The 25764-nt window shown below is 61.9% G+C and carries 16 protein-coding genes and 2 other RNA genes; 13 read left to right on the top strand and 5 right to left on the bottom strand.

Translation table 11 applies throughout. The features are described 5' to 3' along the window. Positions 1–24: 24 nt before the first annotated feature. The 7 genes from nasR (at position 25) to ABLU73_RS03250 (ending at position 12611) form a co-directional block, all read left to right on the top strand. Entirely contained in the window at positions 25–1206 is a 1182-nt protein-coding gene (gene nasR / locus ABLU73_RS03280) for a nitrate regulatory protein NasR (protein ID WP_264924635.1), read from the top strand. Positions 1207–1450: 244 nt separating this feature from the next. Next, complete coding sequence (locus ABLU73_RS03275; protein ID WP_205608484.1) at positions 1451–2707, top strand: CmpA/NrtA family ABC transporter substrate-binding protein; 1257 nt, start codon at positions 1451–1453, stop codon at positions 2705–2707. Between the two features lies 1 nt (position 2708). Continuing rightward, the gene (gene ntrB / locus ABLU73_RS03270; protein WP_004203197.1) at positions 2709–3593 is read left to right on the top strand and encodes a nitrate ABC transporter permease; all 885 of its coding nucleotides are present in this window, start codon (positions 2709–2711) and stop codon (positions 3591–3593) included. A gap of 9 nt (positions 3594–3602) precedes the next feature. Further along, positions 3603–4391 (top strand): ABC transporter ATP-binding protein, encoded by a 789-nt coding sequence (locus ABLU73_RS03265; RefSeq protein ID WP_264924636.1) that lies wholly within the window; start codon positions 3603–3605, stop codon positions 4389–4391. Positions 4392–4401: 10 nt separating this feature from the next. Then, positions 4402–8469 (top strand): nitrite reductase large subunit NirB, encoded by a 4068-nt coding sequence (nirB, locus tag ABLU73_RS03260; RefSeq protein ID WP_264924637.1) that lies wholly within the window; start codon positions 4402–4404, stop codon positions 8467–8469. After that, complete coding sequence (locus tag ABLU73_RS03255; RefSeq protein WP_064149753.1) at positions 8469–11075, top strand: nitrate reductase; 2607 nt, start codon at positions 8469–8471, stop codon at positions 11073–11075. The genes nirB and ABLU73_RS03255 overlap by 1 nt, the downstream gene beginning before the upstream one ends. A gap of 153 nt (positions 11076–11228) precedes the next feature. Further along, entirely contained in the window at positions 11229–12611 is a 1383-nt protein-coding gene (locus ABLU73_RS03250) for a YchO/YchP family invasin (protein ID WP_106938951.1), read from the top strand. On the opposite strand, the gene narL is transcribed toward ABLU73_RS03250, so the two are convergent. Together narL and narX are read right to left on the bottom strand one after the other, a co-directional pair. After that, entirely contained in the window at positions 12608–13258 is a 651-nt protein-coding gene (gene narL, locus ABLU73_RS03245) for a two-component system response regulator NarL (protein ID WP_002910198.1), read from the bottom strand. The genes ABLU73_RS03250 and narL overlap by 4 nt on opposite strands. A 10-nt stretch (positions 13259–13268) precedes the next feature. Beyond that, positions 13269–15047: a nitrate/nitrite two-component system sensor histidine kinase NarX gene (narX, locus tag ABLU73_RS03240; RefSeq protein ID WP_017900764.1), complete on the bottom strand. Its 1779-nt coding sequence runs from the start codon at positions 15045–15047 to the stop codon at positions 13269–13271. 311 nt (positions 15048–15358) lie between these two features. Between narX and ABLU73_RS03235 the strand changes: the two genes are divergently transcribed. The 5 genes from ABLU73_RS03235 to narI all read left to right on the top strand — a co-directional run bounded on the left by ABLU73_RS03235 (position 15359) and on the right by narI (position 23811). Further along, positions 15359–16747 (top strand): NarK family nitrate/nitrite MFS transporter, encoded by a 1389-nt coding sequence (locus ABLU73_RS03235; RefSeq protein ID WP_004203185.1) that lies wholly within the window; start codon positions 15359–15361, stop codon positions 16745–16747. Positions 16748–17151: 404 nt separating this feature from the next. Further along, entirely contained in the window at positions 17152–20895 is a 3744-nt protein-coding gene (locus ABLU73_RS03230) for a nitrate reductase subunit alpha (protein WP_023318562.1), read from the top strand. Beyond that, positions 20892–22427, top strand: coding sequence for a nitrate reductase subunit beta (gene narH / locus ABLU73_RS03225; protein WP_004203183.1), 1536 nt, complete (start codon positions 20892–20894; stop codon positions 22425–22427). Before ABLU73_RS03230 ends, narH begins: the two co-directional genes overlap by 4 nt. Then, entirely contained in the window at positions 22424–23134 is a 711-nt protein-coding gene (narJ, locus tag ABLU73_RS03220) for a nitrate reductase molybdenum cofactor assembly chaperone (protein ID WP_049003801.1), read from the top strand. The genes narH and narJ overlap by 4 nt, the downstream gene beginning before the upstream one ends. Beyond that, positions 23134–23811 (top strand): respiratory nitrate reductase subunit gamma, encoded by a 678-nt coding sequence (narI, locus tag ABLU73_RS03215; RefSeq protein WP_264924639.1) that lies wholly within the window; start codon positions 23134–23136, stop codon positions 23809–23811. The genes narJ and narI overlap by 1 nt, the downstream gene beginning before the upstream one ends. Here the strand turns inward: narI and ABLU73_RS03210 are convergent. Then, entirely contained in the window at positions 23808–24704 is an 897-nt protein-coding gene (locus tag ABLU73_RS03210; protein ID WP_023318560.1) for a DMT family transporter, read from the bottom strand. The two genes, narI and ABLU73_RS03210, sit on opposite strands and share 4 nt — an antisense overlap. A 107-nt stretch (positions 24705–24811) precedes the next feature. On the opposite strand from ABLU73_RS03210, the gene ABLU73_RS03205 reads away from it, so the two are divergent. After that, positions 24812–25255: an Lrp/AsnC family transcriptional regulator gene (locus ABLU73_RS03205; RefSeq protein WP_004203179.1), complete on the top strand. Its 444-nt coding sequence runs from the start codon at positions 24812–24814 to the stop codon at positions 25253–25255. A 116-nt stretch (positions 25256–25371) separates the two neighbouring features. Here ABLU73_RS03205 and ABLU73_RS03200 read toward each other — a convergent pair. After that, a non-coding RNA gene (locus ABLU73_RS03200) (RtT sRNA) lies at positions 25372–25504 on the bottom strand. A 42-nt stretch (positions 25505–25546) separates the two neighbouring features. Next, a non-coding RNA gene (locus tag ABLU73_RS03195) (RtT sRNA) lies at positions 25547–25667 on the bottom strand. Between the last annotated feature and the right edge of the window lie 97 nt (positions 25668–25764).

The following is a 25764-nucleotide window of genomic DNA, read 5'->3' as shown; positions in this document are numbered from 1 at the left end:
AAAGCGTTAACCCGGAGGAGGGGTATGAATAATACGACTGGTCACGCGGACGAGGCGACGGCCTGGCTGCAGCTGGCGCGCCGCCTGCAAAAACAACAGCTTCAGCAACTAGCCCGGCTGGGCGAGCTGGCAAGTCAGCTCAGCGCGCTGGTGCATATGCTGCAGTGCGAGCGCGGGGCGTCGAATATTTTTCTTTGCTCGGGCGGCCAGCTGTACGCGGCGGAGTGTCGGGTGGGTGGGGCGCTGGTTGATGAGCGGCTGGCCTTGTTCTATGCCGCCCTCGAACGGGCGCGCGCGGTCGCCGGCAGCGCGCTGTGCTGGCGCATCGCCCGGGCGGTAGGCGATCTGGCGCAGCTCCCGGCGCTGCGTGAGCAGGTCAGCCGCCGGCAGGTAGCCGCTGAAGCCGCGACGGAGCAGTTCAGCCGTATTATCCGCCATCTGCTGAATATCGTCCCGCAGCTCAATGACAGCATTGACGACCCGCCGGTAGCCGGGCGTATGGTCGCCCTGTACAGCTTTATGCAGGGAAAAGAATTGGTGGGTCAGGAGCGCGCGCTGGGAGCGTTGGGCTTTACCCGCGGCGAGTTCAGCGACAGCCTGCGCCAGCAGCTGGTGGACCGTATTGACGGTCAGCAGCCCTGCTTCGACAGCTTCCTGGCGCTGGGCAGCCCGGCGACCGTCCAGCTGTTTACTACCGAGTGCCAGGCCGGTCTGGACATAGAGCAGCTGCGGCGGATCGCCTGCACCCGCCAGCCGGCGGCGGACGGTGGGGAAACGGCGCTGCGCTGGTTCGGCCTGCAGACCCAGCGGCTTGAGCAACTGCGCGAAGTGGAAGAGCAACTGATCGACGATCTGCTGGACGCCACCGACGCGCTGTTAGAAGACGACGCGCCTGGCTGGCTGGCCGGGGAGGAGAGCGATAGCGTGACGCCGCGGCTGGATAAACAGCTGCTGCCGCTGGTGCGCCAGCAGGCCTATGAGCTGCAGCAGCTCTCCAGCCAGCTGGCTTCGCTGAAAGACGCGCTCGAGGAACGCAAGCTGATCGAAAAAGCGAAAAGCCTGCTGATGACACACCAGGGGATGCCGGAGGAGCAGGCCTGGCAGACGCTGCGCAAGATGGCCATGGACAAGAATCAGCGGATGGTTGAGATAGCCCGCGCGCTGCTGATGGTGAAGGCGATCTGGCCAGTAACTCCAAAGGAGTAGATGCACAACCGATGGGCATTTGCTGCCTGTCGGCGGTGCACTTTTGCCTGACAAACCGACCCGGGCGAAAGGAAAAGCCCGCCCGTGCGCCATTGCCAAAGCTGGCATCCCCTTTGCATTAATTATAGTGAGTGAATAAAAGTCCGGGCGACGAACCAATGGCGGTTCGGGTGTCCGTGGATAAAGGCGTCCTGCAGTGCATATGCACTGTCGGGCGCTTTTTTTTTGCGCGTGTGGAGCGGATATGAGCGATAAATTTTCAATTTCACGGCGGCGCTTGCTGCAGGCAGGGGCCGCGCTGGGCGGCGCGATGCTGCTGCCGGGCGTGATGCAGGCCGCATGGGCCGGCGGCTCGGACAGACCGGAGCAGACCACCGTGCGGGTCGGGTTTATTCCGCTGACCGACTGCGCGCCGCTGGCCATCGCCGCGGCGAAGGGGTTTGACAAAAAATATGGCATTAGCCTGGCGCCGAGTAAGGAGGCCAGCTGGGCGGCGGTGCGCGACAAACTGGTGGCCGGTGAACTGGACGCGGCGCATATTCTCTATGGCCTGCTGTACGGACTTGAACTGGGGATCGCCAGCAAGCCGCAGGCGATGGCCAATCTGATGACCCTCAACCGCAATGGTCAGGCCATCACCCTCTCCAGCGAACTGCAGGAGAAAGGGGTGACCGACCTCGGCGGTCTGAAGCGGCTGATCGACCGCATCGCGCCGGGCAGCTACACCTTCGCCCATACCTTTCCCACCGGCACCCATGCTATGTGGCTCTACTACTGGCTGGCGAGCGCCGGCATCGATCCCTTTAACGATGTGCGCACCGTCGTGGTGCCGCCGCCGCAGATGGTGATGAACATGCGCATCGGCAATATGAGCGGCTTTTGCGTCGGCGAGCCGTGGAACGCCCGCGCCATAAACGACCGTATCGGCTTCACCGCGGCCACTTCCCAGGATATCTGGCCCGAGCATCCGGAAAAGGTGCTGGGCGCCCGTCGCGACTGGGTGGAACGCCAGCCGAACACCGCCCGCGCGCTGGTGGCGGCCCTGATGGAGGCGCAGCGCTGGATCGCCGCCTCGGCGGAGAACACCCGGGAGACGGCCCGCCTGCTCGCCAGGCGCGGCTGGCTCAATACCAAAGAGCAGTACCTCACCGGCCGGATGCTTGGGGAGTATGACAACGGCCTCGGCCGCCGCTGGCAGGATCCCCATCCGATGCGCTTTTACGCCGAGGGCGAGGTGAGCTTCCCCTGGCTGTCGGACGGGATGTGGTTCCTCACCCAGTTTCGTCGCTGGGGGCTGCTGAAACAGGCTCCGGATTATCTCGCGGTGGCGTCGCGCATTAATCGCATCGACGTCTGGCAGGCTGCCGCCCAGGCGGTAGGGGGGATCAGCGCGCCGGCAGCCACGATGCGCAGCAGCACACTGATGGACGGTACGGTCTGGAACGGGTCCGACCCGGAAGGCTACGCCCGCCATTTCGCTATTCAACGTAAGGGGGCATGAGATGAAGCAGGCACAACGTAAGCAACCGGTCGTCAGCGTGGAGAACGCGCCTGGCGAAGTGATTCTCCTGCCGCCGGTGCAGGTCCGGCGCACCACGCCAACCGTCACGCGCTGGCTGCGTGAGCTCATCCAGCGCCTGCTGCCCCCGCTGCTGGGGCTGGGGGTGCTGCTGCTGGCCTGGCAGCTGGCGGCGATGCACAGCAAAGGCTTTCCCACGCCGCTGAGCACGCTGGACTCGGCGCTGACCCTGTTTGCCGATCCGTTCTATCAGGACGGGCCGAATGACATGGGCATCGGCTGGAACGTGCTGGCTTCTCTGCAGCGCGTGGCGGTGGGCTTCGGCCTGGCGGCGCTGGCGGGCATTCCGCTGGGTTTTTTGATCGGCCGTTCGCTGTTCTTCGCCCGCATGTTTAATCCGCTGATTGCTCTGCTGCGCCCGGTCAGCCCGCTGGCCTGGCTGCCGATTGGCCTGCTGCTGTTCCAGAAGGCGGAGCCGGCTTCCAGCTGGACCATTTTTATCTGCTCCATCTGGCCGATGGTGATCAACACCGCGGAAGGCGTGCGGCGGATCCCGCAGGACTATCTCAACGTCGCCCGCGTCCTCCAGCTCTCGGAGTGGACGGTGATGCGCAAAATTCTCTTTCCGGCGGTGCTGCCGGCGGTGCTTACCGGCGTGCGCCTCTCCATCGGCATCGCCTGGCTGGTGATCGTGGCGGCGGAAATGCTCACCGGCGGGCTGGGGATCGGCTTCTGGATCTGGAACGAGTGGAACAACCTCAATGTGGAAAACATCATCATCGCCATCGTCATTATCGGCGTCGTCGGCCTGCTGCTGGAGCAGGGTCTGATGCTGCTCGCCCGCCGCTTTAGCTGGCAGGAAAAATAAGGAGCCAACATGAAACCATTAATTCAGGTGCAGGCCGTCAGCCAACGCTTCAACACCGCCAGCGGCGAGTTCCTGGCGCTGCAGAATGTCTCCTTCGATATCGTCGAAGGGGAGACCATTAGCCTGATCGGCCACTCGGGTTGCGGAAAATCGACTCTGCTAAACCTGATCGCCGGGATCACCATCCCTACAGAGGGCGGACTGCTGTGCGATAACCGCGAAATCGCCGGGCCCGGGCCGGAGCGGGCGGTGGTTTTCCAGAACCACTCGCTGCTGCCGTGGCTGAGCTGTTTCGACAATGTGGCGCTGGCGGTGGATCAGGTGTTCCGTCGCACCATGAGCAAGCATGAGCGTCGGGAGTGGATTGAACACAATCTCGCGCGCGTGCAGATGGGTCATGCGCTGCATAAACGGCCCGGGGAGATCTCCGGCGGCATGAAGCAGCGGGTGGGTATCGCCCGGGCGCTGGCGATGAAGCCGAAAGTGCTGCTGCTTGATGAGCCCTTCGGCGCTCTGGACGCGCTGACCCGCGCCCACCTCCAGGACACGGTGATGCAGATTCAGCAGGAGCTCAATACCACCATCGTCATGATCACCCACGACGTTGATGAAGCGGTGCTGCTCTCCGACCGGGTGCTGATGATGACCAACGGCCCGGCAGCGACGGTCGGCGAGATCCTCTCGGTCGATCTGCCGCGTCCGCGCCACCGCGTTCAGCTGGCGGACGACAGCCGGTATCACCATCTGCGCCAGCAGATCCTCCATTTCCTGTATGAAAAACAGCCGAAAGCGGCGTAAGGAGGCGGTCATGACGCGGCGACTGGTGGTGATCGGTAACGGCATGGCGGCCACCCGTCTGGTGCAGCGGCTGGTTGAGCGCGACCCTGCGCGGTTTGCCATTACCGTCGTCGGCGACGAGCCGTACCCGGCCTATAACCGCATCCAGCTCTCGCCGCTGCTGGCTGGCGAAAAAACAGCGGCGCAGCTCCCGTTGCTGCCGGCGGAGTGGTACACCCGGCACGGGGTGTGCCTGCGGTCTGGCGAGGCGGTGGATGAAGTCGATGTTGTGCAACGGCGGCTGCGCATCGCTGACGCCTGGCTGCCGTGGGACGAGCTGGTCTTCGCCACCGGTTCGCGGCCCTTTTTCCCGCCGCTGCCGGGCATTGATCGTCCGCAGGTTATGCCCTTCCGCACCCTGGCGGACGTGGAACGTATTCTGGCGATATCCGGCCCGGCGGTGGTGATTGGCGGTGGGGTTCTGGGTGTGGAAGCGGCGGCAGCGCTGCGTCGTTACGGCGGAGAGGTCACTCTTCTGCATCGCGGCAGCGGATTAATGGCGCCGCTGACCGACGCTTTTGCCGCCGATGAGCTCAGGCAGCAGCTTGAAGCGCGCGGCATTCGATGTGTGCTGGAGTGCCGGATCGCCGCCATCGACGCCGACGGCGTGCGGCTGGCGGATGGGCGGGTATTCCGCGCCAACAGAGTGGTGCTGGCGACCGGCGTGCAGCCCAACAGCCGTCTGGCGGCGCAGTCCGGTGTGCTGTGCCAGCGGGGGATCGTGGTCGACCGTCAGATGGCCGCCTCGCTGCCGGGGATCAGCGCCATCGGCGAATGTTGCGAAATTGACGGCCAGACCTGGGGGCTGGTGGCTCCCTGCCTGCGCCAGGCCGAAGTGCTGGCGGATCGCCTGTGCGGCGTCCCCGGCGCGGGCTTTGTCTGGCAGGACGCCGGCACCCGGCTGAAGGTCACCGGCATTGAACTCTTTAGCGCTGGCGAGCAGCAGGCCGGCGAACAGGATGACATTTTTACCAGCTGGGACCCCATCGACCGCCACTATCGTCGCCTGCTGCTGCGCGACGGCCGCCTGCGCGGCGTGCTGCTGATGGGCGATTGCACTGCCGCCGCCGCGCTCACCGCGCGCCTGGAAAGCGACGAGCCCGCCACCGCGGACTGGCTTTTTGATCCTTCTTCAACGCAGCCGCAGGCTGCAGGAATGATGACGATGACGAAACCTGTATTAGTGCTGGTGGGACATGGCATGGTCGGCCACCATTTTCTCGAACAATGCGTGAGCCGCAACCTGCATGAGCAATATCGTATCGTGGTGTTTGGCGAAGAGCGTTACGCCGCCTACGACCGGGTGCACCTCTCCGAATATTTCGCCGGACGCAGCGCCGAATCGCTGTCGCTGGTGGCCGATGATTTCTTTCACCGGCACGGCATCGAACTCCGCCTCGGCAAGGCGGTGGCGACGATCGACCGCGACGCGCGGCTGGTGCGGGACGCCGAGGGACATGAAACCCACTGGGATAAACTGGTGCTGGCGACCGGCTCCTATCCCTTTGTTCCGCCTGTCCCTGGTAGCGATCTCGACGGGTGCTTTGTCTATCGCACCCTTGACGATCTGGACCGCATCGCCGCCCATGCCGCCGCGGCGAAGCGCGGGGTGGTGATCGGTGGCGGCCTGCTCGGGCTGGAGGCCGCCAACGCCCTGAAACAGCTGGGGCTGGAGACGCACGTGGTGGAGTTTGCCCCGAACCTGATGGCCGTCCAGCTGGATAACGGCGGGGCGGCGATGCTGCGGGAGAAGATCGTCGCCCTCGGCGTGGGGGTGCATACCAGCAAAGCCACCACCGCCATCGTGAGCGAGGCCGACGGCCTGCGGCTGAACTTTGCCGACGGTGGCACGCTGTTGACCGACATGGTGGTCTTCTCGGCGGGGATCCGCCCGCAGGACGCGCTGGCCCGCGGCTGCGCGCTGCAGGTCGGCGAGCGCGGGGGGATTGGCATTGATGGCCAGTGCCGCACCTCTGACCCGGACGTGCTGGCGATAGGCGAATGCGCCCTGTGGGATAATAAAATTTACGGCCTGGTGGCGCCGGGCTATCAGATGGCGCGCATCGCCGCAGCCACCCTCGCAGGAGAGGACGCCTGCTTTAGCGGCGCCGACATGAGCACCAAACTGAAGCTGCTGGGGGTTGACGTGGCCTCGTTTGGCGATGCGCAGGGGCGCACGCCGGGCTGCCAGAGCTATCAATGGACCGACGGTCCGCAGCAGGTTTACAAAAAAATCGTCGTCAGTCAGGACGGCAAAGCCCTGCTTGGCGGCGTGCTGGTGGGGGACGCCAGCGACTATGCCACGCTGCTGCAGATGATGCTGAACGGCATGGCGCTGCCGCCGCGTCCGGAGAGCCTGATCCTGCCGGCGCTGGAGGGGGCCGCGCCGAAGGCGCTGGGGGTGGCGGCGCTGCCCGACAGCGCGCCGATCTGCTCCTGCCATAGCGTCAGCAAAGGCGATATCTGCCAGGCGGTGAACAATGGCGCGGGGGATATGGCGGCGATAAAAAGCTGCACCAGAGCGGCCACCGGCTGCGGCGGCTGCAGCGCGCTGGTGAAACAGGTGATGGAGTACCAGCTGGCGGCGCAGGGCGTCGAAGTGAAAAAAGACGTCTGCGAGCATTTCCCGTGGTCGCGCCAGGAGATCTACCACCTGGTGCGGGTCAACCATATCCATACCTTCGAGCAGCTGATTAGCCGCTACGGCCAGGGGCACGGCTGCGAGGTTTGTAAACCGCTGGTGGCCTCGGTGCTGGCCTCCTGCTGGAACGAATACCTGCTGAAGCCGGCGCACCTGCCGCTGCAGGATACCAACGATCGCTATTTCGCCAACATTCAGAAGGACGGAACCTATTCGGTGGTGCCGCGGATGGCGGCGGGGGAAGTGACGCCGGACGGGCTGATCGCCATCGGGCAGATCGCCAAACGTTATCAGCTCTACAGCAAAGTGACCGGCGGCCAGCGCATCGACCTGTTTGGCGCGCGGCTGGAACAGCTGCCGGCTATCTGGCGCGAGCTGGCCGACGCCGGGTTTGAAACCGGCCACGCCTATGGCAAGTCGCTGCGCACGGTGAAGTCCTGCGTCGGCGCAACCTGGTGTCGCTACGGCGTGCAGGACTCCACCGGGCTCGCGGTGCGGCTTGAGCATCGCTATAAAGGGCTACGCGCCCCGCACAAGATCAAGATGGCGGTCTCTGGCTGCACCCGCGAGTGCGCCGAAGCCCAGGGCAAAGATATCGGAGTGATTGCCACCGACAAAGGCTGGAATCTCTACGTCTGCGGCAACGGCGGAATGAAACCGCGTCACGCCGACCTGTTTGCCAGCGATCTCGACGAAGCGACGCTGATCCGCAGCATCGATCGTCTGCTGATGTTCTATATCCGTACCGCCGACCGCCTGCAGCGCACCAGCACCTGGATGGACAACCTGGAGGGCGGCGTCGCCTACCTGCGGCAGGTGGTGCTGGAGGATAGCCTCGGCATTGGCGAGGAGCTGGAGCAGGAGATGGCCCGCATCGTCGACAGCTACCAGTGCGAGTGGCAGACCACCCTCAACGATCCTCAGCGTCTGGCGCTGTTCCGCTCCTTCGTTAATAGCGACCAGCCCGACGAGGCGGTGCAACGCCACGATCTGCGCGGTCAGCCGCAGCCGTTGGCTGATGAAGCGTTGCCCGAAGGCGAACTCCCATCCCGACCGTGGCAGGCGATTTGCGACCTTGACGCCATTCCGGCGCAGGCGGGGATCGGCGCCCGGTTAGGCGAGCGGCAGATCGCCCTGTTCCGCTTCGGCGATCGGGTGTATGCCCTGGACAACCGCGAGCCGGGCAGCGCGGCCAACGTGCTGTCGCGGGGGCTGCTAGGGGACGTCGGCGGGGAACCGGTGGTGATCTCCCCGCTGTACAAACAGCGGATTCGCCTGCGCGACGGCTGGCCGTGCGACGGCGGTGAACAGGCGGTGCGCGCCTGGCCGGTGAAAGTGGAAAACGGCAAAGTGTGGGTGGGCAGCCAGCAGCTGCTGGCGCGAGCGGAGGCCTCCTGATGAATACCATCCGAACGACCTGTCCCTACTGCGGCGTAGGCTGTGGGGTGCTGGCGAGCGTAGATGACGCGGGGCGGGTGAGCGTGCGCGGCGACGACCAGCACCCGGCCAACCTCGGCCGTCTGTGCGTCAAAGGGGCGGCCCTCGGGGAGACCACGGGCCTGGCGGGGCGGCTGCTGGCGCCGGAGGTGGACGGCCAGAAGGTGACCTGGCCTCAGGCGCTGGCGGAGACCGCTTCTCGCCTGCAGCAGGTTATCGACCAGCACGGCCCGCAGGCGGTGGCCTTCTACGCCTCCGGCCAGCTGTTAACCGAGGATTACTATGCCGCCAACAAGCTGATGAAGGGGTTTATCGGCGCGGCGAACATCGACACCAATTCGCGGCTATGCATGTCGTCGGCGGTGACCGGCTACAAGCGGGCCTTTGGCGCCGACGTGGTGCCCTGTAGCTATGAGGATGTGGAAAACAGCGATCTGGTGGTACTGGTCGGCTCAAACGCTGCCTGGGCGCATCCGGTGCTGTACCAGCGTCTGGCGCAGGCGAAGCGGGACAATCCCCGGTTGCAGATCGTGGCGATCGATCCCCGACGCACCGCCACCTGCGAGATCGCCGATCGCCATCTGGCGCTGGCGCCGGGAAGTGACGGCGGGCTGTTCGTGGGGTTGCTTAACGCCCTGGCGCAGGCTGGAGCCTGCGTCGACGGTTTTCGCGATGGCGCGCAGGCGCTGGCCGAAGCGAGTGGCTGGGACGTGGCGAAAGTAGCTGATTTTTGCGGCCTGGCTGCCGATGAGGTGGCGGGTTTCTATCGCGATTTTATCGCCGCCCCGCGGGCCATCACCCTCTACACCATGGGAATTAACCAGTCAGCCAGCGGCAGCGACAAATGTAATGCCATCATCAACGTCCATCTGGCTAGCGGAAAGTATGGCCGCCGCGGCTGCGGCCCCTTTTCGCTGACCGGTCAACCCAACGCCATGGGCGGGCGCGAAGTCGGCGGGCTGGCGACGATGCTGGCGGCGCACATGGATTTTGTGCCGGCCGATCTGCAGCGGCTGGCCCGCTTTTGGGGAACCGAGCGGCTGGCGCAGACTCCGGGGTTGACCGCCGTGGAGCTGTTTGCCGCCATCGGCCGCGGCGAGGTGAAAGCGGTCTGGATCATGGGCACCAATCCGGTGGTGTCCCTCCCCGACAGCCACGCGGTGAGCCAGGCGCTGGCCGGCTGTCCGCTGGTGATCGTCTCGGATGTCGCCGCTGAGACGGATACCGGACATTTCGCCCACATCCGTTTTCCGGCGCTGGCCTGGGGCGAGAAAAATGGCACGGTCACCAACTCGGAGCGGCGCATCTCCCGTCAGCGCAGCTTTCTGCCGCCGCCGGGGGAGGCGAAAGCGGACTGGTGGATCATCGCCCGAGTGGGGCAGGCGCTGGGATATCGCGAGGCGTTTGCCTGGCAGCATCCGCATGACGTTTTCCGCGAGCATGCGGCGCTGTCCGGTTTCGAAAACGACGGCCAGCGGGCGTTTGATATCGGCGCGCTGGCGGATCTCAGCCGCGAGGCGTGGGACGCCATGGCGCCGGTCCGCTGGCCGGTCAGCCGCCGCCGCGCCGACCTGGATGTCACGCGCGGCTGGCATCGCGATGGCCGGTTGCGAATGGTGCCGGTGACGCCTCAGCCGACCCGGGCGGCAACCGATGTCTTTTATCCGCTGATCCTCAACAGCGGGCGGATCCGCGATCAGTGGCACACCATGACCCGCACCGGTGCCGTGCCGCGGCTGATGCAGCATATCGCGGAGCCGGTGGTGGAGGTGGCGCCGCAGGACGCCGTTCGTTACCAGCTTGTCGCCGAGGGGCTGGCGCGGATCTGGTCGCGCCATGGGGTGATGGTGGCGAAAGTGGCGATCAGCGAAGGCCAGCGCCCCGGCTCGCTGTTTGTCCCCATGCACTGGAACAATCAGTTCGCCCGCCAGGGGCGGGTGAATAACCTGCTGGCCGCCGTCACGGACCCGCATTCCGCCCAGCCGGAGAGTAAACAGGCGGCGGTGGCCATTGCCGCCTGGCAGCCTGCCTGGCACAGCGAACTGTTTTGTCGCGAACCGCTGCCATTTCCTGCGGCCTGGCACTGGCGGCGGCGGGCGGCGACAGGAGTGCTGCACTACTCGCTGGCCGGGGAGGCGTCAGCCCGCCAGTGGCTCAGGGTCTGGTGCGAGCAGCGCGGCTGGCAGCTGCAGATAGCAGACGGCGGCGCAGTGTGGAACCTGCTGGCGTGGCATCAGGGGAGGCTGATGCTGGGCTGGTGGAGCGATGCGCGCGAGCCGGCGGTGGATAGCGCAGGAGTAAGCGCCGCCTTCGCCACGCCGCCGTCCGATGCCGCCCGGCGCCATGCGCTGCTCAGCGGCCGACCGGACGCCGCCGCCGCGCCGCCGGGGCGGATTGTCTGCAGCTGCTTTGGGGTCGGCGAGCGGGCGATCGGCGAGGCCATCGCCAGCGGCTGCGCCAGCGTCGGGGCTTTGGGCGCCAGGCTGAAGTGCGGGACCAACTGCGGCTCCTGCGTGCCGGAGCTCAACGCGCTGCTGGCGACGCAACCGGCCCGCGCCGGGGCCTAACGGCGCGGCGATATCTTCTGTGGTTGGGCGACAGATTGCCCAACCGGTTTCAGCATATTCCTGGAATTGTCCGCAGGGCTGCGGGAGAGGGGAAAAAACGATAAACTAAAACCATCTTCCAATTTTTTCTGCGAGCCCGCGCAAAACCAGTTGATGCCTGTGTCGTACCGTTTGCTGCCATCCCTGATCATTCTCCTGCTGCTGCCGGGCGTTCCCGTCTGGGCGCTGACCGCCAGCCACACCACTCTTACTCCCCAGGAAGAACCTTCCTTGCCCGATTTGGGGATCGCCCCGCAGGTCGATGACGACGCCAGACACTTTGCCGAAGTGGCTAAGAAGTTCGGCGAGGCTAGCATGAGCGATAACGGACTGACGGCGGGCGAACAGGCGCAGATGTTCGCCATCAACAAACTCGGCAATGAAGTGAGCCACCAGCTGGAGAGCTGGCTCTCGCCATGGGGCAACGCCAATGTCGACCTGCTGGTCGATAAAGAGGGGAAGTTCACTGGCAGTAAAGGGAGCTGGTTCGTGCCGTTGCAGGATAACGATCGCTACCTGACGTGGAACCAGTATTCGGTAACCCGGCGCGAGAACGATCTGGTGGGCAACATTGGGCTTGGCCAGCGCTGGCGGGTCGGCGGCTGGCTGCTGGGCTATAACTCGTTTTATGACAAGGTGCTGAGCGAAAGCCTGGCTCGCGGCAGCGTCGGCGCCGAGGCGTGGGGAGAATATCTCCGCCTGTCGGCGAACTACTACCATCCGCTGGGCGACTGGCAGCTGCGGGAGAATCAAACCCAGGAGCAGCGGATGGCCGCAGGGTATGACGTTACCGCCCAGGCGCGACTGCCGTTTTATGAGCACATCAACACCAGCGTCAGCGTCGAACAGTACTTCGGCGACAGCGTCGATCTGTTTCATACCGGCACTGGCTACCATAACCCGGTGGCCGTCTCCGTCGGGCTCAATTACACCCCGGTCCCGCTGGTCACCGTGACCGCCAAGCATAAGCAAGGGGAAAATGGCGTCAGCCAGAATAACGTTGGCCTGAAGCTCAACTACCGCTTTGGTGTGCCGCTCAAGCAGCAGCTGGCGGCGGACGAGGTGGCGTTCAGCAACTCGCTGCGCGGCAGCCGCTTCGACAGCCCGGAGCGGGATAATCTGCCGGTAGTGGAGTATCGGCAGCGCAAAAATCTGACGGTCTATTTGGCCACGCCCCCCTGGGATCTACAGTCCGGGGAGACGGTGCAGCTGAAGCTGCAGATCCATAGTCTGCACGGTATCAAGTCGCTGCACTGGCAGGGCGACACCCAGGCGCTCAGCCTGACGCCGCCGGTGGATGCCCGCAGTCCCGATGGCTGGAGCGTGATTATGCCGGTGTGGAACAGTGAACCGGGCGCCGCGAACCGCTGGCGCCTGTCGGTGGTGGTAGAGGATAAACAGGGGCAGCGCGTCTCATCCAATGAGATCGCCCTGGCGCTGACCGAGCCGCTGGTCAAGTTCACCACGCCAGGCGTCTCCTGGACGGACTCGCCTTAAAAAATTCGCTCCTGGTGGACCCATACCGCGGCTTCCACCCGGGATTTGAGCTTCATTTTCTTCAGCATGTGCTTGACGTGCACTTTGACGGTGCTTTCGGTGATATCCAGCCGGCGGGCGATCATTTTGTTCGGCAGCCCCTGGGCGATCAGCTTGAGGATGTCGCGCTCGCGCGGGGTCAGCTGGCTGATGTCGCGATCGGAGGTGGCGCGGTTGGCGCGCAGGCTGGCGGCCAGCACCGGGGTTAACGCTTCGCTTAATACCATTTCTCCGGCGGCCGCCTGCTGCAGCGCTTTCAGCAGATCTTCCGGCTCCATGTCTTTCAGCAGATAGCCATCGGCGCCGCGCTTGAGGGCGGTAACAACGTCCTCTTCATGGTTAGAGACGCTGAAGACCACCACCCGCCCAGACAGCGATTTCTCACGCAGTTTGTCCAGCGTTTCCAGGCCGTTCATGCCCGGCATATTGAGGTCCAGCAGGATCAGATCCGGATCCAGCGACTCCGCCAGCTCGATACCTTGCGCGCCATTGCTGGCTTCGCCAATCACCTGGATGTCCGGCGCCATGCTAATCAATTGTTTCACGCCGGTGCGCAGCATCGGATGGTCGTCAATGAGAAGGATGGTTGCCCGTTCCTGTTGACTCATGGGGGTCTCCTTATTGGATGGAAAACGTTTTTTCCGGGATAAACGTGACGATCACTTCGGTCCCGCCGGTTTCCCGGCGCCGAACCTGACAGTCGCCGCGCAGGCTTTGCGCGCGATCCCGCATAATAATTAAACCGTAATGGTTACTCCGCTCGGCGTGGTCCGGCACGCCGCGGCCGTTATCCGCCACCACCAGACGGACCTGGTTATCGCGTTGTGACACCGTCACGGTCACTTCCGTCGCGCTGGCATGCTTCAGGGCGTTGCTTAACGCTTCGCGGGCGATCTGCAGCAGGTGTATGGCCTGATGCGACGGCACAAAGCGCGGCGGAAGCTGATAATCAAGCTGCACCGTAAAGCCGAAGTGGGCGCTGTACTCCTGACAGCTGGCCTCCAGCGCCGGGCGCAGGCCCGGCTCGGTCAACTGCAGGCGGAAGGTGGTTAACAGCTCCCGCAGTTGGGCCCACGAGGTATTCAGCTCGTTACGTATTTGCCCCAGCAGCTGGCGGCTCTCCGCCGGCAAGGCGTCGCCTTGCATCTGCAGACAGCTAACCTGCATCTTCATACAGGATAGCGACTGGGCTATGGAGTCATGCAGCTCGCGAGCGATAGTGGCCCGCTCTTCCATGACGATCAGCTGCTGCTGTTTCTCCTGATGGCGGTCCAGCGCCAGGGTGCTGGTCAGTTGTTCAACCAACGTATCCACCAGCTGCTGCTGATCGTGGCTGAGATGACGGCCAACCGGCAGCGTCGCCAGCAGGATGCCGTACTGATTATGCGCATCCGACAGCCGCCACTTCAGCGTCGTGCCGCCATCCGGTAGCGGCGGCAGGTTGCGTGGGCAGAGGTAGCAGCCCATGTCATCACATTCATTATCCGAGTGGCAGGTAAACTCCTGATGGTTGTCTTCATCTTCCAGATCGTAGACCCGCACCTCGATATCGCGCAGCAGCGTCAGACCCTGCAGACCGTTCAGCACCGGCGAAATGCGTTCGCAGAGCGGGGCGTTGGCGTGCAGCCGGCGGTTGGCCTGCCATAAGAAGGCGAGGATCTCGTTCTTCTGTTCCAGCCCGGCGGTCTTCTCCTGCACCCGGCGCTCCAGCACGGCGTAGCTTTCCGCCAGCTCTTCCGACATGTTATTTAGCGCCATGCCAAGAGTCGCCATTTCGTTGCGCCCGCTGATGTGCGCCCGCTGGGTGAAATCACGCTGGCTCACCGCTCGCGCCATGCTCAGCAGCTGTTTCCATGGCCGCAGCAGTCGGGCGCGTAGCCAGATGATGGTGAAGATCAGCAGTAGCGCCATGCCGATGGCGAGGAGGCGATGGATCCAGACTACCCGTTCGATACGCTGCTCGGTGGTATGGTCGAATGCGGTCACCAGCTGGTCGATACGATCGACAAAGTCGGCGACATCCTGGGCGACCTCCGCCTGGTTGACCGCGCGCTGCATGCCGGGAGCCAGCGCCAGCTGCCAGTACTGCTGCAGGGCCTGCAGCTGGCGCTCCTGTCCGTCGCGGCGGGCGGAGTTTTGCAGCTCCGGACTAAAGACGGTGGCGGTCATATCATCGACCAGCTTTTGATCGTGTTCATTCAGCGGGATCGCCGCCAGCAGCCGGTAGCTCTGCATGCGTAATGACCCAGCTTTGTTAATGGCGTGCGCGCTGCCCTGCACGCCGTTGACCAGGCGCGCGGAGATCGCCATGCCGGCGACGCCTGTAAGGGTGGCAAGCAGGACGATCAACGCCAGTTGATTGACCAGCGTCAGCGGGGTAAAAAGACGTTTTAACATGGAATGCGTGGCTCCTGACCGGTCGTGTCTCCGGGAGTGGCGCTTATTCTCGGCTATCCCCTGGAGTATACCCATACCCCCAAAGAGTTACTCCTTAATTGTCGGTGGTAGGCACCGTTGGGAGAGGGGTTATACGCATCCCGGCAGCCGTGTGAAAAACCACACTTTTTTTCCCACCATTCTCTACTCACTTCGGAGCATGGTCTATTTTTGAACAAATTAGTCCGCGCTTTTCCTTTGATTTATATCAACTTACCGCCCCGGGCAACCCCTAAGGTAGCGGCAGGAAATATGAATAATCAGAGGTATCTATGAGTCAATCTTCCCTCCCGGAGAAGGCTAATCGCTCGGTCATTACCGACTGGCGGCCTGAAGATCCTGAATTCTGGCAACAGCGCGGCCACCATGTGGCGAGCCGCAATTTATGGATCTCCGTTCCCTGTCTGTTACTGGCGTTCTGCGTATGGATGTTGTTCAGCGCCGTTGCCGTTAACCTCAACAAAGTGGGCTTTCAGTTTACGACCGATCAGCTGTTTATGCTGACCGCGCTGCCGGCGCTCTCCGGCGCGTTGTTGCGCGTGCCGTACGCCTTTATGGTGCCGCTGTTCGGCGGCCGTCGCTGGACGGCGTTCAGCACCGGGATCATGATTGTGCCGTGCGTGTGGCTGGGCTTTGCGGTCCAGGATACTTCCACGCCGTTTAGCGTCTTCGTCATCATCTCTCTGCTGTGCGGCTTCGCCGGGGCCAACTTCGCCTCCAGTATGGCCAACATCAGTTTTTTCTTCCCGAAAGCGAAGCAGGGCGGGGCGCTGGGCGTCAACGGCGGCCTCGGCAATATGGGCGTCAGCGTGATGCAGCTGGTCGCACCGCTGGTGGTGTCGGTCTCGGTGTTTGCCATTTTTGGCGGGACAGGCAGCCAGCAGCCGGACGGCTCGATGCTGTATCTGGAAAACGCCGCGTGGATCTGGGTACCTTTCCTGATTATCTTCACCCTGGCGGCGTGGTTCTTTATGAACGACCTGTCAGCTTCCAAAGCCTCGCTGAGCGAACAGCTGCCGGTGCTTAAACGCCTGCATCTGTGGATCATGGCGCTGCTCTATCTGGCGACCTTCGGCTCCTTTATCGGTTTCTCCGCCGGTTTTGCCATGCTGTCGAAAACCCAGTTCCCGGACGTGCAGATCCTGCACTACGCTTTCTTCGGTCCGTTTATTGGCGCGCTGGCGCGTTCGATGGGCGGGGCGATCTCCGACCGTCTCGGCGGTACCCGCGTGACGCTGGTGAACTTCGTGGTGATGGCTGTCTTCTGCGCGCTGCTGTTCCTGACGCTGCCGACCAATGGCCAGGGCGGCAACTTCATCGCCTTCTTTGCAGTGTTTATGGTGCTGTTCCTTACCGCCGGGCTGGGCAGCGCCTCCACCTTCCAGATGATCTCCGTGATCTTCCGTAAGCTGACCATGGACCGGGTGAAGGCCCAGGGCGGCAGCGAAGCCCAGGCGATGCGCGAGGCGGCGACCGATACCGCGGCGGCGCTGGGCTTTATTTCCGCCATTGGCGCAATCGGCGGCTTCTTTATTCCGAAGGCGTTTGGTATCTCGCTGGATCTGACCGGCTCGCCGGCCGGCGCGATGAAAGTCTTCCTGATCTTCTATATTGCCTGCGTAATCATCACCTGGGCGGTATACGGCCGTAAGCGTCAGTAATTCGCCATAGTCGATGTCGCTTCATAAAGGCGCACTCCTGAGGGAGGCGCCTTTTTTACTGGCTTAATTAGTTACAACATACTATTGAGCGTTTTTATTCATTTTGGCCACTGAGCCGGGGAGGGACGGCTTGCCAGCGTCACCGCTCTACCCCTTAATACCTCCCTGGTGAACCATCCCGCGTCTGGCGAGCTATTTTTCGCTAAAAAACCTTAAAAAACATCAAATTAAAAAGCTGAGTTTTGTACCACCTTGGTGGTAATTGCCAATTTGCGCCACGTTAACAAGCCAGTCCGTATTGATCGCTATCAATTCCCGCCCGCTTTCATGGCGTTACCTTCGCTGCAAATCCAGCAATGTCGATTTATCAGAGAGCCGTCAGGCTCCATATCAGGAGAAACCCGATGAGTAAATTCCTGGACCGGTTTCGCTACTTCAAACAGAAGGGTGAAACCTTTGCCGATGGGCACGGCCAGCTTCTAAACACCAACCGGGACTGGGAGGATGGATACCGTCAACGTTGGCAGCATGACAAAATTGTGCGTTCCACTCACGGTGTTAACTGCACCGGTTCATGCAGCTGGAAGATTTATGTCAAAAACGGGCTGGTGACCTGGGAAACCCAGCAAACGGACTATCCGCGCACCCGTCCGGACCTGCCAAACCACGAACCGCGCGGCTGCCCGCGCGGCGCCAGCTACTCCTGGTATCTGTACAGCGCGAACCGCCTGAAATACCCGCTGATGCGCAAACGCCTGATGAAGATGTGGCGGGAGGCGAAGGTTCAGCATAGCGATCCGGTCGCGGCATGGGCCTCGATTATCGAAGACGCCGACAAAGCCAAAAGCTTCAAACAGGCTCGCGGTCGCGGCGGGTTTGTCCGCTCCTCATGGCAGGAAGTGAACGAGCTGATTGCCGCCTCCAACGTCTATACCGTGAAAACTTACGGTCCGGACCGCGTGGCCGGCTTCTCGCCGATCCCGGCGATGTCGATGGTCTCCTACGCCTCCGGCGCCCGTTACCTGTCGCTGATCGGCGGCACTTGCCTGAGCTTCTACGACTGGTACTGCGACCTGCCGCCGGCCTCGCCGATGACCTGGGGCGAGCAGACCGATGTGCCGGAATCCGCCGACTGGTACAACTCCAGCTATATCATCGCCTGGGGCTCCAACGTGCCGCAGACCCGTACCCCGGATGCGCACTTCTTTACCGAAGTTCGCTATAAAGGGACCAAAACCGTGGCCATCACTCCGGACTACGCCGAAATCGCCAAGCTCTGCGATCTGTGGCTGGCGCCGAAGCAGGGTACCGATGCCGCGATGGCGCTGGCGATGGGTCACGTGATGCTGCGTGAGTTCCATCTTGATAAGCCGAGCCAGTATTTCACCGATTACGTGCGTCGCTACACCGACATGCCGATGCTGGTGATGCTTGAGGAGCGCGACGGCTATTACGCCGCCGGCCGCACGCTGCGCGCGTCCGACCTCGTAGATTCCCTTGGTCAGGAAAAGAATCCGGAATGGAAGACCGTCGCCTTTGACGAGAAAGGCGATCTCACCGTGCCGAACGGTTCCCTCGGATTCCGCTGGGGCGATAAAGGCAAATGGAACCTCGAACAGCGCGATGGCAAAACCGGCGAAGAGATTGAGCTGCGTCTGAGTCTGCTCGGCAGCCATGACGAGGTGGCGGACGTTGGCTTCCCGTACTTCGGCGGCGAAGGTTCTGAGCACTTCAACAAAGTCGCTCTTGAAAACATTCTACTGCACAAACTGCCGGTCAAACGCCTGCAGCTGGCCGACGGCTCCAGCGCGCTGGTGACCACCGTGTACGATCTGACCATGGCCAACTATGGCCTGGAGCGCGGTCTGAACGATGACAACTGCGCCGCCAGCTATGATGAAGTGAAAGCCTACACCCCGGCCTGGGCGGAGAAAATTACCGGTGTCTCCCGCGCGCATATCATCCGTACCGCCCGCGAGTTTGCCGATAACGCCGATAAAACCCATGGTCGCTCGATGATTATCGTCGGGGCGGGTCTCAACCACTGGTTCCACCTCGACATGAACTACCGCGGTCTGATCAACATGCTGATCTTCTGCGGCTGCGTCGGCCAGAGCGGTGGCGGTTGGGCGCACTATGTGGGCCAGGAAAAACTGCGTCCACAGACCGGCTGGCAGCCGCTGGCGTTCGCCCTTGACTGGCAGCGTCCGGCACGCCATATGAACAGCACCTCGTACTTTTACAACCACTCCAGCCAGTGGCGCTATGAAACCGTGACCGCGCAGGAGCTGCTGTCGCCGATGGCGGATAAATCCCGCTACAGCGGCCATCTGATCGACTTCAACGTCCGCGCCGAGCGGATGGGCTGGCTGCCGTCGGCGCCGCAGCTGGGCGTTAACCCGCTGCGCATCGCCGATGAGGCGAAAAAAGCCGGCATGACGCCGGTGGATTACACCGTCAAATCCCTGAAAGAGGGATCGATTCGCTTTGCGGCGGAGCAGCCGGAAAACGGTAAAAACCATCCGCGTAACCTGTTTATCTGGCGTTCCAACCTGCTGGGCTCCTCCGGTAAAGGCCATGAGTACATGCTCAAGTACCTGCTGGGTACGGAGAACGGCATTCAGGGTAAAGACCTTGGCAAGCAGGGCGGCGTGAAGCCGGAAGAAGTCGAATGGCGAGATAACGGCCTCGACGGCAAGCTGGATCTCGTGGTGACTCTCGACTTCCGTCTGTCGAGCACCTGTCTCTACTCAGACATCGTGCTGCCGACCGCCACCTGGTATGAAAAAGACGACATGAATACCTCGGATATGCATCCGTTTATTCATCCGCTGTCGGCGGCCGTTGACCCGGCCTGGGAATCGAAGAGCGACTGGGATATCTATAAAGGTATCGCGAAGAAATTCTCTGAACTGTGCGTGGGTCACCTCGGTAAAGAAACCGACGTCGTTACGCTGCCGATCCAGCATGATTCCGCCGCGGAAATGGCGCAGCCGCTGGACGTCAAAGACTGGAAGAAGGGCGAATGTGACCTGATTCCGGGGAAAACCGCGCCGCATATTATTCCGGTCGAGCGTGATTATCCGGCGACTTACGAGCGCTTCACCTCTATTGGCCCGCTGCTGGAAACCATCGGCAACGGCGGGAAAGGCATCGCCTGGAATACCCAGAGCGAAATGGACCTGCTGCGTAAGCTCAACTACACCAAGGCGGAAGGCCCGGCGAAAGGTCAGCCGAAGCTGGAGACGGCCATTGACGCCGCGGAGATGATCCTCACCCTGGCACCGGAAACGAACGGTCAGGTGGCGGTGAAGGCGTGGAAAGCGCTGAGCGAGATCACCGGCCGTGAGCACGCGCACCTGGCGCTGAACAAAGAAGACGAGAAGATCCGTTTCCGCGACATTCAGGCGCAGCCGCGGAAAATTATCTCCAGCCCGACCTGGTCAGGTCTGGAAGACGAACACGTCTCCTATAACGCCGGATACACCAACGTTCACGAGCTGATCCCATGGCGTACCCTGTCCGGTCGTCAGTCGCTGTATCAGGATCACCAGTGGATGCGCGACTTTGGCGAAAGCCTGCTGGTTTATCGTCCGCCGATTGACACCCGCTCGGTGAAAGCGGTGATGGGCGAGAAGTCCAACGGCAACCCGGAGAAGGCGCTGAACTTCCTGACCCCGCACCAGAAATGGGGTATCCACTCGACCTACAGCGATAACCTGCTGATGCTGACCCTGTCACGCGGCGGACCGATCGTCTGGATGAGCGAGGCGGATGCGAAAGATCTGGGGATCGAAGATAACGACTGGATCGAAGTGTTCAACGCCAACGGCGCCCTGACGGCGCGCGCCGTGGTGAGCCAGCGCGTGCCGGCCGGGATGACCATGATGTACCACGCGCAGGAACGCATCGTGAACCTGCCTGGCTCTGAAGTTACCGGCCAGCGCGGCGGGATCCACAACTCGGTTACCCGTATTACGCCGAAACCGACCCATATGATCGGCGGCTATGGCCATCTGGCCTATGGCTTTAACTACTACGGCACCGTCGGCTCCAACCGCGATGAGTTTGTGGTGGTACGTAAGATGAAGAACATTAACTGGTTAGACGGCGAAGGCAATGACCAGGTACAGGAGAGCGTAAAATGAAAATTCGTTCACAAGTCGGCATGGTGCTGAATCTCGATAAGTGCATCGGCTGCCACACCTGCTCGGTCACCTGTAAAAACGTCTGGACCAGCCGGGAAGGGATGGAGTACGCCTGGTTCAATAACGTGGAGAGTAAGCCTGGCGTCGGTTTTCCGAACGACTGGGAAAACCAGGAGAAATGGAAGGGCGGCTGGATCCGCAAAATCAACGGCAAGCTGCAGCCGCGCATGGGCAACCGCGCGATGCTGTTAGGTAAAATCTTCGCGAACCCGCATCTGCCGGGCATCGATGATTACTACGAGCCGTTCGATTACGACTACCAGAACCTGCATAACGCCCCGGAGAGTAAGCACCAGCCGATCGCCCGTCCGCGCTCGCTGATCACCGGCCAGCGGATGGACAAGATCACCAGCGGTCCGAACTGGGAAGAGATCCTCGGCGGCGAGTTTGAAAAGCGCGCCAAAGACCAGAACTTCGACAACATGCAGAAGGCGATGTACGGCCAGTTCGAGAACACCTTTATGATGTATCTGCCGCGCCTGTGCGAGCACTGCCTGAACCCGGCGTGCGTCGCGACCTGCCCGAGCGGCGCCATCTATAAGCGTGAAGAAGACGGCATCGTGCTCATCGACCAGGACAAGTGCCGCGGCTGGCGGATGTGCATCACCGGCTGCCCGTACAAGAAAATCTACTTCAACTGGAAGAGCGGAAAGTCCGAGAAGTGCATCTTCTGCTACCCGCGTATTGAATCCGGAATGCCGACGGTATGCTCCGAAACCTGCGTGGGCCGAATCCGCTATCTCGGCGTCCTGTTGTATGACGCGGATGCGATCGAAAATGCCGCCAGCACCGAGAACGAGAAAGATCTCTATCAGCGTCAACTGGACGTGTTCCTCGATCCGAACGACCCGAAAGTGATTGAGCAGGCGCTGAAAGATGGCGTACCGCAGGGGGTGATTGAAGCCGCGCAGCAGTCGCCTGTCTGGAAAATGGCGATGGACTGGAAGCTGGCCCTGCCGCTGCACCCGGAATATCGCACCCTGCCGATGGTCTGGTACGTGCCGCCGCTGTCGCCGATTCAGTCCGCCGCCGATGCCGGCGAACTGGGCAGCAATGGGATCCTGCCGGACGTGGAAAGCCTGCGTATTCCGGTGCAGTATCTGGCGAACCTGCTGACCGCCGGCGATACCCAACCGGTCCTGTTGGCCCTGAAGCGGATGCTGGCGATGCGTCACTATAAGCGGGCGGAAACCGTTGACGGCGTTGTCGATACCCGCGCGCTGGATGAGGTGGGCTTAAGCGAAGCGCAGGCTCAGGAGATGTACCGCTACCTGGCGATCGCTAACTACGAAGATCGTTTCGTGGTGCCAAGCAGCCATCGTGAACAGGCGCGGGAAGCGTTCCCGGAGAAAAACGGCTGCGGCTTTAGCTTTGGTGACGGCTGCCACGGCTCTGACAGCCAGTTCAACCTGTTCAACAGCCGTCGCATCGACGCCATCGACGTGACCAGCAAAACGGAGCCGCACGCATGATTGAACTTGTGATTGTGTCGCGCCTGCTCGAATACCCTGACGCTGCCTTATGGCAGCATCAGCAGGAGATGTTCGAGGCGCTTGCGTCATCAGAGAAACTCAGCAAAGAGGATGCTCACGCGCTGGGCGTTTTTCTGCGCGATCTGCTGACTCAGGATCCGCTGGATGCCCAGGCGGCCTATAGCGAACTGTTTGACCGCGGCCGGGCCACCTCGCTGCTGCTGTTTGAACACGTGCACGGCGAATCCCGCGATCGCGGGCAGGCGATGGTTGATCTGATGGCGCAGTATGAGCGCCACGGTCTGCTGCTCGATAGCCATGAGTTGCCGGATCATCTGCCGTTGTATCTGGAGTATCTGGCGCAGCTGCCGGAAGAGGAAGCGCTTGGCGGCCTGCGGGACGTTGCGCCGATCCTCGGCCTGCTCAGCGCGCGGCTGCAGCAGCGCGAGAGCCGCTATGCGGTGCTGTTCGAACTGCTGCTGAAGCTGGCAAACACTCAGGTCGACAGCCAGAAGGTGGCGGAGAAGATTGCCGACGAAGCCCGCGACGATACGCTGCAGGCGCTGGACGCGGTCTGGGAAGAAGAACAGGTGAAATTCTTTGCCGACCAGGGCTGCGGCGAGTCGGAGATTTCCGCTCACCAGCGTCGTTTTGCCGGAGCCGTGGCCCCGCAATATCTGAATATCTCTAACGGAGGACAGCAATAATGCACTTCCTGAATATGTTCTTCTTTGACATTTATCCGTACATTGCGGGTTCAGTGTTCCTGATCGGCAGTTGGCTGCGCTACGACTACGGTCAGTACACCTGGCGCGCCGCCTCCAGCCAGATGCTGGACCGTAAGGGAATGAACCTGGCGTCGAACCTGTTCCATATCGGCATCCTCGGCATTTTCGCCGGCCACTTCCTCGGCATGCTGACCCCGCACTGGATGTATGAATCCTTCCTGCCGATCGACGTCAAGCAGAAGATGGCGATGATCGCCGGCGGCGCCTGCGGCGTGATGACCCTGGTGGGCGGTTTACTGCTGCTTAAGCGTCGTTTGCTCAGCCCACGCGTGCGCGCCACCACCACCGGCGCGGATATTCTGATCCTCTCCCTGCTGATGGTGCAGTGTGCGCTGGGTCTACTGACGATCCCATTCTCTGCCCAGCATATGGACGGCAGAGAAATGATGAAGCTGGTCGGCTGGGCGCAGTCGGTGGTCACCTTCCACGGCGGTGCGTCGCAGCACCTGGATGGCGTGGCGTTTATCTTCCGCGTCCACCTGGTGCTGGGGATGACCCTGTTCCTGCTGTTCCCATTCTCTCGCCTGGTTCATATCTGGAGCGCGCCGGTAGAGTACCTGACGCGCAAATACCAGATTGTCCGCGCCCGTCGCTAACTGGCCCGCGACCGCTGACTGACCCCGCCCTGGCGGGGTTTTTTTTCGCCCCAGCCGAGGTTATTCCCGGCGGCGGCAAACAGAATAAGCATCCCGCCGAGCAACTGCACAGGGGTTAACGCATGATGGAAGACCAGATAGTCGACCCCCATCGCCACCAACGGATAAATAAAGGAGAGCGAACCGGTAATGGGCGTCGGCAGCTTCTGTATCGCGCTATATAAAAGCTGATACATGATCCCGGTATGGACGACGCCGAGGATCAGCAGATAGCGCCAGGGGAAGCTGGCAGAAAAGTCGGGCATTTGCACCAGCGGCAGCAGCATCACGACGCCGACGAGCACCTGAATAAAGGCAATATGCTGAGCAGGGAGCGGATGCAGTTTGCGGGCGATGATGGCGGTCAGGGCATAGAAAAATGCCGCGCCTAATGCCAGCAAAACGCCGGCCGTGAGACTTTCGCCGTGCGTCGGGGCAAGCTCGCTTGACAGCAGGATCACCACGCCGCCGAAGGCCAGCAGTAACCATCCCCATTTTACGGCGCTGACCCGTTCCCCCAACACCATGCCCATCAGCACCAGCATAAACGGCTGGGTGTTGTAGACCACCGTGGCCATGCCAATTGAAATACGCGAGTAGGCGGCAAACAGCAGCAGCCAGTTGATGACCAGCGCGATGCCGCCAAGTACCGCGAGGGCGAGGGTGAAGCGCGTGAGACGACTGAAGGGCTGGCGGCTGAGAACGATAAACAGCAGCAGGGTGAGCGCGCCAATCAGGCAGCGCCAGAACACCACATCAATTACCGGCAAACCAGAGAGCAGCACAAACGCGCCGATCGAGCCAGAAATTATCATCGCCAGGCTCATTTGCCAGACGCCGCGGGTAATTTGCATATTTCGCCTCCAGAAGTTTTCCAGTATTGTGCGAAAAATCCTGACAGCCTGACATGGCTGAATTAAGGCAAACAGGGGGAAATCCCTTTCATAATTAGGTAAAAAACATGAATGACGTACTTGATGAAATTGACCGGGCGATCCTCACTTGCCTGACTCAGGATGCCAGAGTCTCGTTGAAGGTATTGAGCGCGCGGGTGGGGCTGACCTCGCCGAGCATCGCCGAGCGGGTGAAGCGCCTGGAGGAGCGGGGCGTGATTCAGGGCTATGGGGCGCGGGTGAATCTCGCCGCGCTGGGCTACAGCCTGCAGGCGCTGGTGCGGGTTCGGCCGCTGCCTGGTCTACTGCAGAAGGTGGATAAATATATCCAGGCGATGCCGGAGTGCATCGAAAGTGACAAAGTGACCGGAGAGGATTGTTTCGTGATGCGACTGGTGGTGCGTGATATTGCCCAGCTGGATACGCTACTGGACGGCCTGGCCGAATTTGCGCAGTGCAATACCTCGGTGGTGAAAAGTTCGCCGGTGAAGAGGCGACTGCCCCCGCTGTGAGTTTTCCCGGAGGCGGTGCGGCGCACCTGACCGGACTACCAGACGGCACACCTGTAGCCTCGCTAAGCGAAGCGCGAGCGAGGAGATAGCAGAACAGGTGGCTGAAGAGAGTGCAACAGCGGTGGGGGAAGGATGACTCGGCGCTAAAGCGCCTCGCCCTTCGGACCGTTGCCTTCGGCAACGTTCTCTCGCTACGCTCGAGTCGAACCCTGGTCGAAGCTTCTCATCCTTTCCCGTGGGGCAGAATATAGAGTATCGCAGATGGAGTAAGCTGGGGATGACATGAAGAGATGGTGGTGGGGGAAGGATAACTCGGCGCTAAAGCGCCTCGCCCTTCGGGCCGTTGCCTGCGGCAACGTTCTCTCGCTACGCTCGAGTCGAACCTTCTCATCCTTCCCCGTAGGGCAGAATATAAAGTATTGCAAGTGGAGTAAGCTGGGTAATACATGAAGGGATGGTGGTGGGGGAAGGATTCGAACCTTCGAAGTCGATGACGGCAGATTTACAGT

The organism is Klebsiella sp. GG_Kp175, assembly GCF_040062325.1.
Lineage (GTDB): Bacteria > Pseudomonadota > Gammaproteobacteria > Enterobacterales > Enterobacteriaceae > Klebsiella > Klebsiella quasipneumoniae.
This window is presented reverse-complemented; position numbering and strand designations above follow the sequence as displayed.

Bases quoted from the DNA above. Each gene is read 5' to 3' on its own strand.
- nasR (WP_264924635.1), top strand. From the start codon at position 25: ATGAATAATACGACTGGTCACGCGGACGAGGCGACGGCCTGGCTGCAG.
- ABLU73_RS03275 (WP_205608484.1), top strand. From the start codon at position 1,451: ATGAGCGATAAATTTTCAATTTCACGGCGGCGCTTGCTGCAGGCAGGG.
- ntrB (WP_004203197.1), top strand. From the start codon at position 2,709: ATGAAGCAGGCACAACGTAAGCAACCGGTCGTCAGCGTGGAGAACGCG.
- ABLU73_RS03265 (WP_264924636.1), top strand. From the start codon at position 3,603: ATGAAACCATTAATTCAGGTGCAGGCCGTCAGCCAACGCTTCAACACC.
- nirB (WP_264924637.1), top strand. From the start codon at position 4,402: ATGACGCGGCGACTGGTGGTGATCGGTAACGGCATGGCGGCCACCCGT.
- ABLU73_RS03255 (WP_064149753.1), top strand. From the start codon at position 8,469: ATGAATACCATCCGAACGACCTGTCCCTACTGCGGCGTAGGCTGTGGG.
- ABLU73_RS03250 (WP_106938951.1), top strand. From the start codon at position 11,229: ATGCCTGTGTCGTACCGTTTGCTGCCATCCCTGATCATTCTCCTGCTG.
- narL (WP_002910198.1), bottom strand. From the start codon at position 13,258: ATGAGTCAACAGGAACGGGCAACCATCCTTCTCATTGACGACCATCCG.
- narX (WP_017900764.1), bottom strand. From the start codon at position 15,047: ATGTTAAAACGTCTTTTTACCCCGCTGACGCTGGTCAATCAACTGGCG.
- ABLU73_RS03235 (WP_004203185.1), top strand. From the start codon at position 15,359: ATGAGTCAATCTTCCCTCCCGGAGAAGGCTAATCGCTCGGTCATTACC.
- ABLU73_RS03230 (WP_023318562.1), top strand. From the start codon at position 17,152: ATGAGTAAATTCCTGGACCGGTTTCGCTACTTCAAACAGAAGGGTGAA.
- narH (WP_004203183.1), top strand. From the start codon at position 20,892: ATGAAAATTCGTTCACAAGTCGGCATGGTGCTGAATCTCGATAAGTGC.
- narJ (WP_049003801.1), top strand. From the start codon at position 22,424: ATGATTGAACTTGTGATTGTGTCGCGCCTGCTCGAATACCCTGACGCT.
- narI (WP_264924639.1), top strand. From the start codon at position 23,134: ATGCACTTCCTGAATATGTTCTTCTTTGACATTTATCCGTACATTGCG.
- ABLU73_RS03210 (WP_023318560.1), bottom strand. From the start codon at position 24,704: ATGCAAATTACCCGCGGCGTCTGGCAAATGAGCCTGGCGATGATAATT.
- ABLU73_RS03205 (WP_004203179.1), top strand. From the start codon at position 24,812: ATGAATGACGTACTTGATGAAATTGACCGGGCGATCCTCACTTGCCTG.